Source organism: Pseudomonas onubensis, from assembly GCF_965653655.1.
Lineage (GTDB): Bacteria > Pseudomonadota > Gammaproteobacteria > Pseudomonadales > Pseudomonadaceae > Aquipseudomonas.
Window position 1 is genome coordinate 31,774 of record NZ_CBFHAZ010000005.1, and the last position, 12,768, is coordinate 44,541.

13 protein-coding genes are annotated in these 12,768 nt (G+C 57.4%); 9 read left to right on the top strand and 4 right to left on the bottom strand.

From position 1 onward, the window contains the following. The first annotated feature begins 69 nt into the window (after positions 1 to 69). Entirely contained in the window at positions 70 to 1,038 is a 969-nt protein-coding gene (locus ACTD9P_RS03165; protein ID WP_438866718.1) for a GlxA family transcriptional regulator, read from the top strand. Here the strand turns inward: ACTD9P_RS03165 and ACTD9P_RS03170 are convergent. The 4 genes from ACTD9P_RS03170 to ACTD9P_RS03185 form a co-directional block, all read right to left on the bottom strand. Next, a complete protein-coding gene (locus tag ACTD9P_RS03170; protein WP_438866646.1) occupies positions 1,008 to 1,934 on the bottom strand; it encodes an alpha/beta fold hydrolase in 927 nt (308 codons plus the stop codon). The genes ACTD9P_RS03165 and ACTD9P_RS03170 overlap by 31 nt on opposite strands. 84 nt (positions 1,935 to 2,018) lie before the next feature. Continuing rightward, on the bottom strand, positions 2,019 to 2,564 hold the full coding sequence (locus ACTD9P_RS03175; protein ID WP_438866647.1) for a GNAT family N-acetyltransferase: 546 nt from the start codon (positions 2,562 to 2,564) through the stop codon (positions 2,019 to 2,021). A 123-nt stretch (positions 2,565 to 2,687) separates the two neighbouring features. Continuing rightward, positions 2,688 to 4,514 carry a glycoside hydrolase family 15 protein gene (locus ACTD9P_RS03180; RefSeq protein WP_438866648.1) on the bottom strand — a complete coding sequence of 609 codons (1,827 nt, stop codon included), beginning with the start codon at positions 4,512 to 4,514 and terminating at the stop codon, positions 2,688 to 2,690. Further along, positions 4,507 to 5,307, bottom strand: coding sequence for a glucose 1-dehydrogenase (locus tag ACTD9P_RS03185; RefSeq protein WP_438866649.1), 801 nt, complete (start codon positions 5,305 to 5,307; stop codon positions 4,507 to 4,509). Before ACTD9P_RS03185 ends, ACTD9P_RS03180 begins: the two co-directional genes overlap by 8 nt. 256 nt (positions 5,308 to 5,563) lie before the next feature. On the opposite strand from ACTD9P_RS03185, the gene ACTD9P_RS03190 reads away from it, so the two are divergent. The 8 genes from ACTD9P_RS03190 to cysC are packed head-to-tail and all read left to right on the top strand — an operon-like array spanning position 5,564 to position 12,759. After that, positions 5,564 to 6,280, top strand: coding sequence for an HAD family hydrolase (locus ACTD9P_RS03190; RefSeq protein ID WP_438866650.1), 717 nt, complete (start codon positions 5,564 to 5,566; stop codon positions 6,278 to 6,280). A 25-nt stretch (positions 6,281 to 6,305) separates the two neighbouring features. Beyond that, entirely contained in the window at positions 6,306 to 7,529 is a 1,224-nt protein-coding gene (locus tag ACTD9P_RS03195) for a transaldolase family protein (RefSeq protein WP_438866651.1), read from the top strand. Further along, positions 7,526 to 8,254 (top strand): sulfotransferase-like domain-containing protein, encoded by a 729-nt coding sequence (locus ACTD9P_RS03200; RefSeq protein WP_438866652.1) that lies wholly within the window; start codon positions 7,526 to 7,528, stop codon positions 8,252 to 8,254. The genes ACTD9P_RS03195 and ACTD9P_RS03200 overlap by 4 nt, the downstream gene beginning before the upstream one ends. 11 nt (positions 8,255 to 8,265) lie before the next feature. Next, the gene (locus tag ACTD9P_RS03205; protein WP_438866653.1) at positions 8,266 to 8,991 is read left to right on the top strand and encodes an SDR family NAD(P)-dependent oxidoreductase; all 726 of its coding nucleotides are present in this window, start codon (positions 8,266 to 8,268) and stop codon (positions 8,989 to 8,991) included. After that, positions 8,988 to 10,124 (top strand): SDR family oxidoreductase, encoded by a 1,137-nt coding sequence (locus tag ACTD9P_RS03210; RefSeq protein ID WP_438866654.1) that lies wholly within the window; start codon positions 8,988 to 8,990, stop codon positions 10,122 to 10,124. The genes ACTD9P_RS03205 and ACTD9P_RS03210 overlap by 4 nt, the downstream gene beginning before the upstream one ends. A 13-nt stretch (positions 10,125 to 10,137) precedes the next feature. Further along, the gene (locus tag ACTD9P_RS03215) at positions 10,138 to 10,908 is read left to right on the top strand and encodes a class I SAM-dependent methyltransferase (protein ID WP_438866655.1); all 771 of its coding nucleotides are present in this window, start codon (positions 10,138 to 10,140) and stop codon (positions 10,906 to 10,908) included. 10 nt (positions 10,909 to 10,918) lie between these two features. Then, positions 10,919 to 12,148 carry an MFS transporter gene (locus ACTD9P_RS03220; protein ID WP_438866656.1) on the top strand — a complete coding sequence of 410 codons (1,230 nt, stop codon included), beginning with the start codon at positions 10,919 to 10,921 and terminating at the stop codon, positions 12,146 to 12,148. Then, positions 12,145 to 12,759 (top strand): adenylyl-sulfate kinase, encoded by a 615-nt coding sequence (gene cysC / locus ACTD9P_RS03225; protein ID WP_438866657.1) that lies wholly within the window; start codon positions 12,145 to 12,147, stop codon positions 12,757 to 12,759. The genes ACTD9P_RS03220 and cysC overlap by 4 nt, the downstream gene beginning before the upstream one ends. Positions 12,760 to 12,768 lie beyond the last annotated feature (9 nt).

The following is a 12,768-nucleotide window of genomic DNA, read 5'->3' on the forward strand; positions in this document are numbered from 1 at the left end:
GTGGACGGCTTCACTGTAGAGGCCTAGGCTTTGGCGAATACGCCATTGAACCCACAAATCACGCCAATCATGACCCGGATCATCCACGTTCTCGCTTTTGATAATGCCCAGGTGCTCGACGTGACCGGGCCATTGCAGGTGTTCGCCTCGACCAATGACCTGGCGCGCCAGCGCGGCCTGGCGTTGCCTTACGCGGTCTCGGTGGTCGCCGCGCAGGACACGCCGGTGATGACCTCCGCCGGCCTGGCGTTGGTGGCCGAGCCGCTGCCAGCGCCGGATACACCCTGCGACACGCTGGTGATTGCCGGCGGCTGGGGCGTGTACGGCGCCGCCGAAGACCCCGCGTTGGTGCAATGGGTGCGCGAAAAGGCCAGGCACACACGGCGCATGACATCGGTGTGTACCGGGGCTTTTTTGCTCGCCGCCAGCGGCTTGCTCGACGGCTGTCGCGTGGCCACCCATTGGACTCGCTGCGAAGAGCTGGCGCGCAAGTTTCCCGCGCTGACGGTGGAGTCCAACCCGATCTTTATCCAGCAAGGTGCGGTGTGGACCTCCGCCGGCGTCACCGCCGGCATCGACCTGTGCCTGGCCCTGGTGGAAGAAGACCTCGGCCGCGCCGTCGCCCTGGAAGTGGCGCGGCATTTGGTGGTGTTCCTCAAGCGCCCGGGCGGGCAATCGCAATTCAGCGCAACCTTGTCGCTGCAGAAGGGCGACAGCCGCTTTGCCGACTTGCACGCCTGGATGGCCGACAACCTCACCCTGGACCTGAATATCGCCACCCTGGCCGCCCAGGCCGGCATGAGCGAGCGCAGTTTTGTGCGCCACTACCGCACCGAAACCGGCCAGACCCCGGCACGCGCCGTTGAGTTGATCCGCGTGGAAACGGCGCGGCGGCAGTTGGCCGACAGCACGGCATCGATCAAACGCATTGCCGTGCAGTGCGGTTTTGGCTGTGAAGAAACCCTGCGGCGCAGCTTCCTGCGCGCGTTATCGGTGACGCCCCAGGCTTACCGCGAACGCTTTTCGCCGGTGTCGTGAGCGAGTAGTTCAAACAACGACTCAAGGGTCACCTGCGGCGCTTCCTGGAATACATTGTGGCCAACGCCCGGCAACACCTGGCGCCGATACACGCCGCTGAAGCACTCCAAATCGTCGTCCTCAACCGGGGCCGGGCCGACGCCATCATCGGCACCGCACAGCGAAATGCTCGGCACCGAAATCGGCGGTTGCAGCGCCAGAGCCTGTTCGATCGCTTCCAGCGCCGGGTCGCCAGGCGCATACATGAAGCGATGGCGATAGGAGTGAATGACCACCTCGACAAAATCCGGGTTATCAAACGACGGCGCAGTCTTGGCGTAGAGGCTCGGCCCTTCGGCCCAGGTCGGCGACCACAGCGTCCACAGCAGCGCGCACAGCTCGCGGCGATTGGCGGTCAAACCGTCCACACCCCGCTGGGTGTGAAAATAGAACTGATACCACAGGCGGTGCTCTGTGTCGGGCGCACGCGGCTTGAGGGACTTGGCAATGTCCTGAATGTTGTAGCCATCCCCCGTCACCAACCCTCGTACCCGCTCGGGCCACAGCGCGGCGACGATACACGCGGCGCGGCCACCCCAGTCAAACCCCGCCAGAGTGGCTTGCGGGATGTGCAGGGCATCCATGAAGTCCAGCAGGTCCTTGGCCAACGCCGCCTGCTGCCCGGAGCGCATGACCTGCTCATTGATAAACCGCGTCGGGCCGTAACCGCGCAGGTACGGCACCAGCACACGGTAGCCACGCTCGGCCAGCATCGGCGCGATGTCATCGTAACCACGCGGGTCGTAGGGGAAACCGTGCAGCAGAATAATCGGCGCACCGCTTTCGGGTCCGTGGGCTTCGTAGGCAACGTCGAGCATGGAGGTGCGCACGTAGAGCAGTGGGGCGAGTGGGGTCATGACGGTCTTCTCGTGGCAGGCCAAAAATGGAAGAACTCTAGTCAAACGCGGTGACGGAATATCGAGCGAATGGAGGCAATGGTCTTACTTGTCTAGACACTCCCGCGCCAACAACCCCAACACATTGAGGTCATGCCGCTGGCCATTCCAGAAACCAGCCTCGCGTAATGTGCCTTCAGTTTTAAAACCGAGTCGTTCCAGCAGTGCATGTGACGCGGTGTTCTGCGGATGCACCAACGCTTCTACGCGATGCAACTGCATATGCTCAAAGCCCCAATCGAGCATGGCCTGCAAGGCTTCGCGCATCAAGCCTTGCCCTCGAGCAGCAGGGGCCAGTTCGCAGGAGAGGGCGCAGCTGTTCCAGGCGCGGTTCCACTTGAACAGGCCGCAACTGCCGATCAACTTGCCGTGGTGTTCAAGGCCCCAACGGGTGCCTGGGTTGGGGTGAGTGCGCCACTGGGCAAAGGTGTCGATCAGGGCTTCGGCCTGGGCGATGTCAGTCATGGGGTCGGCGCCGAACCGGCGCATGCTCGCGGCATCGGCGTGGATGGCGAACAGCGCGGGGGCGTCGGTTACTTGCAGTTCTCGCAGGCGCAGGCGTGGGGTTGCGAGGGTAGGAAATCCGCTCATGCCGCCAGGGTCGCGAAAACCGGATCGCGATCAACGATTTTGACTAAAGGATGCCGCCCCACCTCTACCTCCATGTATTGCGCACAATCGAACGACGGGTCTGGCCATTGTGCCCAGCCCGCCTCAGGGTTGCCACACTGTCTTCACCCCACTGAGTTTACGGTCCAAAAACGTCGCCGCGCTGATCAATGCCAGGTGGCTCAGCGCCTGGGGCGTATTGCCCAGGTGACGGGCCTGGCTGTCGAATTCTTCGGCGTACAGGCCCAGCGGGTTGGCGTAGCGCAGCAGTTGTTCGAATTCCAGGTGGGCTTTTTCCACTTGGCCGGCGCGGGCCAGGCATTCGACGTACCAGAACGAGCAGGCAGTAAACGCGCCTTCAGTGCCTTGCAGGCCATCGATCTGGCTGTCGTCGTTGCGGTAGCGGTAGACCATGCCGTCACGCACCAGGCTTTTCTGGATCGCTTCCAGGGTCGACAGCCAGCGCGGATCGGTGGCCGCGACGAAGCGCACCAGCGGCATCAGCAGCATCGAGCCATCCAGTGCGGTGCTGCCGATATGTTGCACAAAGTGCCCGCGCTCTTCGTTCCAGAAATTGCTCCAGATGTCGGCATAGATCGCCTGGCGAGTCTGGTCCCAGCGTGCGAATGGGGCCGGCAGCGAGCGTTTGGAGGCCAGGCGGATTGCGCGGTCCAGTGCCACCCAGCACATCAGCCGCGAATGCAGGAAGTGATGCTGCTCGCCGCGCATCTCCCAGATGCCCACGTCTTTCTGGTTCCAGATTTCGCAGACCTGGTCGGCCACTTCCACCGTGTGTTTCCAGCCTTCGTGGGAAATCGCCTCGCCGTATTTGTTGACCAGGTACACCGCGTCCATCAGCTCGCCGTAGATATCCAGTTGGATCTGGTCAAACGCTTCGTTTCCGACACGCACCGGCTTGGCGTCGCCGTGACCACGCAAATGGTCCAACTCGGTTTCCGGCAATTCCTGGCGCCCGTCGATGCCATAGAGGATATTGATTTTGGTCGGCTGGCCGCAGCAGTCGCTGACCCGGCCCTTGAGCCAGCGCATGTAGCTGTTGGCTTCCTCGACAAAGCCCAGGCGCATAAAGGCGTAGACGGTGAACGAGGCGTCGCGGATCCAGGTATAGCGGTAGTCCCAGTTGCGTTCACCGCCGGGAGATTCGGGCAGGCCGAAGGTGGCGGCAGCAATGATTGCGCCGTGTTTGCGTGACGTCAGAAGCTTCAAGGCCAACGCCGAGCGGTTGACCATTTCGCGCCAGCGTCCACGGTAATTGGACTGCGCGATCCAGCCGCGCCAGAACTTCAGGGTGCGTTCCAGGTACAGGTCGGTGCAGTCGTTGGTGACGCGTGGGTCGTCGGCGCCACCGAGGACAAATTCGGCGCCTTCCTCCTGGCTCAGGCTAAAACGTGCGACTGCCGCCTGGTCTTCGAGGCTCAGCGGGTGGCTGCCGACCAGGCGCAGGCCGGGCTGGCCGTCAGCGGTAAACAGCACGCCGCCGTTGTCGGCCGTCGCCTTGGTCGTCGCGCGGGCGTAGTCATGGCGCACGGCGCAGCGCAGGTGAAGGGTGGCTTTGCCGCTGACCACACGCACGCGGCGAATCAGCAACGGCAGTTCATCGACGTCTTCGCTGACGGTCAACAGGTCGGTGATTTCCACCACCGCTTCATCACTCAGCCAGCGGGTTTGCAGCACATTGGTGTCGGGCAGGTAGATTTGCTCGCGACGAGCGTTGGGCAGGTCGGGGGTGAGTTGGAAAGCACCGGCCTCGTGCGTGTCCAGCAGTGAGCAGAAGATTGATGGGCTGTCGAATTCCGGCCAGCAGAAAAAATCGATGCTGCCTTTGTCATTAACCAATGCAGCGCTGCGCATATCGCCGATGATGCCGTGGGCATCGATGGCGCTTTGCGGTTCGTTCTTGAAATCAACCATTGCCACGAAACTCCGGATATAGGCTCATGCCGCCATCAATAAACAAAGTGCTGCCCACCACGTAATCGGAGGCATCACTGGCCAGCCAGACCACCGCGTTGGCCACGTCTTCCACATCGCCTACGCGGCCGTAGGGAATCAACTTGAGCAGTTCTTTTTCAGCCGCGCCTTCAGTGGCCGCACGGTTGATTGCCGTGCGAATCGCCCCTGGCGCGATGCCATTGATGCGGATGCGCTGTTCGCTGACTTCCTGGGCGAGGGTGCGCATCAGCATCTCCACGCCGCCCTTGGAGGCTGCGTAATTCACATGCCCGGCCCAGGGGATGATCTGGTGCACCGAACTCATGTGGATGATTTTGCCGGCCGACCGCGATACGCCGTCGCGAATGCCTTGGCGATTGAAGATCCGCACGGCGGCGCGGGCGCACAGGAACTGGCCGGTGAGGTTGACGCCGATCACGGTGTTCCAGTCATCAAGGGTCATGTCGACCAGATTGGCGTCTTTTTGCAGGCCCGAGTTGGCCACCAGAATGTCCAGGTGACCAAAAGCGTCGAGGGTCTGGGCGAACAGGCGCTCCACGTCCGCCTCTTTGGACACGTCGCCACCGATGGCAATCGCCCGCCCGCCGTTTGCGTTGATCTGCGCGGCGAGGGCTTCGGCCGGCGCCGCCTGGGAATTGTAGTTGAGCACCACGGCCGCCCCGGCTTCGGCTAACGCCTTTGCCGCACCTGCGCCGATGCCGGAACTGGCACCGGTGACCAGGGCCACTTGTTGCTGCAAGGAGATCTGCATTGCCCACCCACCGTTTTATCAGAGTCCTTTGTGCTGACTGGCACGCGTCGGTAGAAGTTCAGCAGCCTCAAGTGGGTTTTTTTGCGAAGCATTTATGCTTTATGGAATAAAAAACTAATCGCAAATAATTAAAAGTAATTAATAATCCACCAAAAACCGTTTGACAGGATATTGCTGCGGGCGTCTTATAAGCACACCTCAATGTGCTCCGCTGGTAGTTCAGAAGTCATCGCGGATATACCTATAAGAGATGCCTATGCACCCATTGGCCTTTATAGGGGAACTACCAGTTCAGGGGGCAGCGCCTGTCCGTGTGGGCGTGCCTAAGTTAGTGATCTTCGATTGCGACGGTGTACTCGTGCAAAGCGAAGAAATCACCCTGTCTGTACTGATTTCCCTGCTGAATGAACAAGCACGTCGTGATGCGCATGAGACTACGGGTCTTGACTTGGTAGAATTCATTGAGCGATTTCGCGGGCGAAAGATTGCCGACTGCTTACGTGAAGCCGAACGGGTATTGAATATTTGCCTCGACAGTCAGTTTGAAGAAACTTATCGCCAGCGTGCTGAGATCGCTTTGACCGCGCATTTAAAACCTACTGAGGGTATCAGTGAGGTGCTCGAGAACTTGAGTATTCCTTTTTGCGTAGCCTCGAGTGCGCCCCGGCATAAAATAGAACACTGTTTGCGTCTCACCGGACTGCTCTCTTATTTTGAGGGGCACCTGTTCAGTTGTTATGAGTTAGGTCGCTGGAAGCCGGATCCTCTGGTGTTTTTGACGGCGTGCGCCACTTATAACGTTGATGTCCGTGATGTATTAGTTATTGAAGACAGTGTGGCCGGTATTCAAGCGGCGATTGCGGCGAACATCAAAGTGCTGGGTTTTGGACCGGTCGACCGGCATTCAATGTTGGTCGATGCGGGGGCGTTAGCATTTTCCGATATGCGTGAATTACTCACGATTCTACAGTGATATGACCACTCAAGGAGGAGGCGTTGTGACGACATCAGGTTATACCGAGCGACTAAAAAGTAATGACCCATATTCTGAAGTTTGGTGGGACTCTTCGCCTGCCGTCTATGCACCTTATAAGAAATACTTGCTTGAAAAGTACCCGGCCGCCTTCAGCTCCATAGAACAGTTAATGCCAGACACGTTTTCGCAGCCCGGTGGGTTCAGCAATGTGACGACTAACCCTCGTCTGGTGACTGCGGTAATTCTTGAAAAACGCGAGTATTGGTTGTCGCGGTTTAATCTTGCCAAACTGACGCCCCAAGAATTGCGCCGCAAGCTGTACGACGAAGTGATCGTGCAGGGGGCTTCGGACCTGAAGCAACGCTGGGTTCAATCTGCCCAGTGTGAAGGGTGGATTTGCGCTCAAGTCGATCCTGTCGATGTGCGCTGTGCCGAACGCATGACTGCCAGGGGCGTGGCACTGCGTCAGTTGGCTGCGAATGTGATGGTGAAGGTGCCCGCAAGCCTGGAGGGCCTTACGACTGTCGAGCACTTAGTAGCGCAAGGCAGTTCTGTCAATATCACCTTCTGCTTCACTGTTGCGCAATTTCAGGCAGGCATCCAGGCCATAGAACGTGGAAGGATGACTGCGCGCAGCAAGGGCATCGACACACGCCATTGCAAGTACGTGATCACGTTCATGATCGGCCGCTTCGCTTGTCAGCCCGAGTTTGCGTTACAAGCGGCAGAGGGCGGCCTGACGCTGAGTCCAGAGGATCTGCGCTGGGCGGAGTTGATGGTTTATGAGCAAATACAGGCGCTGGTCTCGGCGTCTTCCGCTCCAGTCAAAACCCTGCTTTCCAGTATAAAAGTCGATGTGGACGAGCGTGGCAACAAGCACTGCTGGCACCTGGAGAAGACCGGCTTGCTGGCGACGTGCTACACACTGACGCCGGAAGTGGTTGAGTTTCTGATTGAGCGCGAAAGTCGCGGTAAACCGGTATTCCCTGCGGGGGAACCCTTGAAGCCACCGGCTTCGACGCTCGCGAAGTTGTTTCGTATCCCGTATTTCTGCGAAGCCTACTGCCTGGACGGCATCGAGCCTTATGACTTTTGCAATCATGAGGCGTTTATCAATACGTGCAATGAGGCCAACAGTGCGCATCGGCGCCTGGCCGATTTTTGCACTCGACTCTGCCCCCCTACGCATGCTTTCAGCCGTTCGCTCAGTGCGATCATGGCGGCCGAATACGGGGTGCTCGTATGAACAAGATGGTCGGGTTATGGGCGCACCCACGTTCTCGCTCCACGGTGTTGGAACGCGTATTTATCGAGCGCAAAGACTTTGAAGTTTTCCACGAACCGTTTGCCCATATGGCATTTTCTGCTGACTCTGCCATTCCGTCGGATGAATGGGATCACAGTTTCCCAACCACTTATCAGGCAATAAAAGAGCGGCTGGTCAAGGCCAGGGAGACGGCCAATGTCTTTCACAAAGACATGTGTTATCACTGCCTCAATGACTTGAAAGCAGACGTGGACTTCCTGGCGCAACAAGACAATATCTTTCTTATCCGGGAACCCGCCAGCAGCATTCTTTCGCATTATCGCGTGCACCCCAATATGCCGTTGCAAGCCATTGGCCATAAAGCCTTGTATGAGATTTTTTGTGTGGTCACTAAGCTCACCGGCAAAATGCCCTATGTCATAAATGCTGATGACCTGGCGGCAGCGCCGGAGCGGGTGATTGGTAAACTATGTGACTATTTGGGTATTGAATTCCTGCCGCACGCCATGGTGTGGAAGCGCGAGTGCCCAGAACAATGGAAAACCTGGCGAAGTTGGCATATTGCCGCAGAAAACAGTGAATGCATTATTTCACCGAGTCAGCCTCACCCCGATAAAGAGGTGCTCGATAACACCCCGGCGTTAAAAGCGATGTATGACTATCACCGGGTTTTTTACGCGCGCATGAACGAATTCTGTCAATAGGGGAGCAGGGCATGAAAAAGTTGATTATTACTGGCGCCGCCAATGGAATTGGTCGGGCGACGGTGGAGCAGGCTATTGTCGATGGTTACTTTGTTATTGCCGTCGATAAGGACATCGACGCCCTCAACGCCCTGCAACAAACTTACGGCGCGAGTGTGCTAGAGACGCAAGTAGCCGATCTTTCCAATGGTGCTGTAATCAAGGGTTTTATTCCACGCCTGTATGAGCGTCATGCCAGTATTTATGGGTTAATTAATAATGCTGGGGTGTATCACGGCAAAAGCATTTACGCCTATTCCGATTACGAGGTGGATGAAATGCTTAACGTTAACCTCAAAGCCCTGGTTTATCTTTCCAAAGACTTCGCCGAACGCGAAATGAAGCATGAAGCGCCGCGCAGCATCGTCAATATCACCTCAGTGGCAGGGGAAGTGGGCAGTTGTGATGCCCTGTACGGCGCCACGAAAGCCGCAGTGATCGGCTTGACCAAGGCCAACGCCTGGAACTTCGCGCCTTTTGTGCGGGTAAACGCGGTGTCTCCGGCACTGATTCACGACACGGCCATCTACGACACCATTCCTGAGTATCGGCGCGCGGAGTACGCGCGCCAGGAAATTCTCAAAGACCCCATCCTGCCCAGTGGTGTGGCCGAGGTTATCTTGCTGCTGGTTGGTGAAGGTTTGCGGCATATGACCGGCAAGGTTATCCCGGTTGATAACGGAGCCTACCCACGGTGAGCCAGCCCAAACCGAAGAAAAAGTTGCTGTTGGTGGGCGCGGGTAATCTGTGCCTGCAGATTCTCAAGATTCTGGCACCCAGGAATAAATTCGAGTTTGTCGTGCTGGGGCGCAACGAAGAAGCGACCATCCGGCTGTGCAACCTGGTGACGCTGTCGTGCGCACAACTGGAGCAGTATGTTGCTATCTCGCCGGTGATCGCGGACTTGACGGATATCGGCAGCGTGACCCAAGTGCTCCGGGAACACGCGCCGGACATCATCGTGAACTGCGCCTCGTTGCAGTCATGGCGAGTGATCACCGGGTTGCCCAAACGCTTGTTCGAACAACTTGACCAGGCACAGTTCGGTCCTTGGCTACCCATGCACCTGACACTGATGCATGACTTGATGCAAGCCGTGAAGACCTCCGGTATCGCGACCCTGACCGTCAATGCGGCCTTTCCCGACGCCGTCAACCCGATCCTGGCCAGGGTCGGTCTGGCGCCTGATATAGGGGTAGGTAATGTCGCCAACCTGATTCCGGCCGTGCGTTTGTCCATCGCAAAGTTGCTGAAGTGCTCTGCCGCGGACGTGGAGGTGATGCTGTATGCCCAGCATTATTTCAGTCACTACGTGCCACGGGGCGGCCTGCCCCCACGTGCCAGCTACCGCTTGCTGTATGAGGTTCGCGGCCAGCGTACGGTCGCTCGTCTGTCGGATGAGGTGATTTTTTCTACGGTGAAAAACGAGTTTCGTCGGTTGGGCGGGGTTGATGGGCAGTTTTTGACCGCGTGTTCTGCGGTCACCGTGATCGAAGGGCTTTTTTCTCCCACGCCGGTCCTGGTGCACGCGCCCGGCCCCCTGGGGCTTCCGGGTGGCTATCCGGTGTGGCTTCAAGACGGACGCATCAATGTGCAGTTCTCCGACGACTGCCCATACGACGACGCGGTGCGCCTCAATAGCATTTGCCAAAGCCACGATGGTATCGACGAAATTCATTGTGACGGCTCGGTCACCTTCAACCCCAGGTGCATGGCAATCATGCAGACGATGCTGGGGTACTCCAAGGACATCATGTCGGTTAAGCAGTCCGCGGACTGTGCTCGGGAGTTGGCGGGAAAGTACCTGTCTTTCAAGAATTCAACCTGGTAGGGAGCCGTGTGCCATGAGTCAGATCCTGGAGTATGAACACGAGGAAGTAGCCAATTATTCAACGCAGTATTCGCCAGACTTTGTTGAGCACTGGGATGCGTTGATTGATTGGGAAAAAAGAAAGGCCGGCGAGCAGGGGTTCTTTGAGCAGTTGTTGAAAAGTCACGGAGTGAAATCAGTACTCGATGTATCCACGGGCAGTGGTTTTCATGCCGTGCAACTCAAGCAGGCAGGTTTCGAGGTGGTCGCTGCGGACGGTAGCGGCACGATGCTGAACAAAGCCCGACAAAACTTTCTTGAGCGTAAATTGGCGATTGACTCCCACCACAAGGAGTGGCTTGAACTCGACCCGGACGTGCTGGGCACGTTCGACGCTGTGGTGTGCCTGGGCAGTTCACTGTGCCATGTGTTTGAGGCGCACGTCCGCATGAGCGTGCTGCGCAAGTTCAGGGCATTGCTCAAGCCAGGCGGTGTGTTGATTGTTGATCAGCGTAATTTTTTTGCTATTCGCGCGGGCAACTTCAAATCCAGCGGCAATTATTATTACTGCGGCGCCAGCGCGTCGGTCAGCCTGGGAAGGGTTGATGCACAGGTGTGCGAGTTCATTTACGAGTTTGCAGATAAACAACGCTACAGCCTGAAAGTGTATCCGTTACTTCCCGCTGAACTGGCCAGCGAGATTCAGGCCAGCGGCTTCTTTGCCCATGAGGATTACGGTGATTTTCAGCGTGATTTCGACAGTATGAATTGTGATTTTGTCATCCACACCGCCCGCGCCGTGTGAGGGCGTCATGATGAGCACACTCGTACAGAATAATCCTCGCGTACTGGACAGCGTAGTGTTGGCAGTCGTACTGACGGGGTTTGTGGCCAGTACCTATGGGTTCGGCGTCTACTTGTTCGCTAATCTGGTGGTTGATATGCGCCGGGATATCGGCTTCGACTACACCACCGTGGGCTTGATCACCGGCGGCGCACAGATAGGTTTCCTGCTGTTTTCTTCGGTCACCAGTTATATCAGCCGTTTTTTCGAAGGTTGGAAAATCAGCCTGGTGTCCACCGTGGTGACGTCTCTGGCCCTGCTGGGTTTGAGCGTCAGCGACAATATCTGGTCGTCGGGTGGGTTGTTGATATTGCTGGGAGGGTGCTCCGCTTCGGTTTACATCCCGCTGGCAGAAATCGTCACCAAGGGTTTCAGTCCAGGTAATCGCTCCCGCGTCATGGGGCTGATCTCCAGTGGCACCAGCTACGGTGTGTTCATCAACGGGTTGCTGGTGTCGTTTCTCACCTTACAGGGTGGCTGGCGCTCTATCTGGCTGACGGCCGGCCTTGTGTCATTGGGCCTCTGTTTCGTGGCCTGGTTTCTATTGCGCAACATGGGGGCGGACCAGGCAACTGGTTTCTCAGGTGCGCGCTCGCGGTCGCTCGATGGCCACACGCCATGGCTGAGCCGTTCGTTGTATCTGATTTGGGTCATCGCCTTTCTCAACGGTATGGCACTGCTGCCGTTTCAAACTTACCTGGCACCTTACCTGCGCGATGAGTTAGGCGTTTCGGTACAAGACGCAGGGTTTATCTGGACGACGATCGGCGCTGTAGGGATGGCTTCGGGCTTTTTGGTGGGATGGGTTGCAGACAAAGTGGGTGCCAGGACGGCCTTGGCCATGTGTTTTCTGAGCGCGGGTCTGGCAGCCCTGCTGGTGTTCAGTTTTAACACTGTCGCGTTGTTCTATTTGGCGGCTTTTTTGTTTGCGCTGGCGTTTTATCCCATTTTTGGGTTGGTCCCCAGTTATATCGGGCAAATCGTTCCGGTCAACCGGCTGACGCAGGCATTTGGCATTGCCAATGTGCTGATTGGCCTGGGTGGCGTGTTCGGTAACTTCCTGGGCGGACTGTCCAAAGACCTGACCGGGTCATTCTCGACAGTTTATTGGGTGGTTGCGTTCCTGCTGTTTTTACAATGCGTGATGGTGTTCATGTTGGGCAAACAGCCTGTTTCGCTTAAGGAGGGAGAGCGGTCATGAGTTATTTCGCGCAAGGTCCACAACAAAACTTGCACGCGTTCACGTTCAGCCACGTGCGTGCCGAACAGTCACTTATGAAACAAAAACCTTTGGTCATTTGGATGACTGGCCTTTCTGCCTCCGGGAAATCGACCATTGCCGATGCGCTGGATATGGCCTTAAGGGCCCAAGGCCGGTTTACCTGCATCATTGACGGCGATTCGGTACGCAGCGGGCTGTGTCGTGACTTGGGGTTTACCGACAGTGACCGCGATGAAAACATTCGGCGGGTCGCTGAGGTAGCGGGTTTGATGGTGGAGGCGGGACTTATTGTTATCGTCGCGCTGATCTCGCCGTCATCGGCCAGTCGGCATTACGCCCGCTCGATCATTGGCAACGACCATTTTGTAGAAGTCCACGTGGATGCCCCACTGGCAACTGTCGAACAGCGGGACCCTAAAGGGTTGTATAAAAAGGCGCGATCGGGACTGCTTATGAACTTCACGGGGATTGATTCGAACTACGACACTCCGCTGTTTCCTGAAGTGCATGTGCAGACCCACCTGTTTTCGGTTGAACAATCGGTCGAGATCATTCTTGATTGGATGGCGAGTGCAGCGGACCCCGCTTAGCCATTGGTC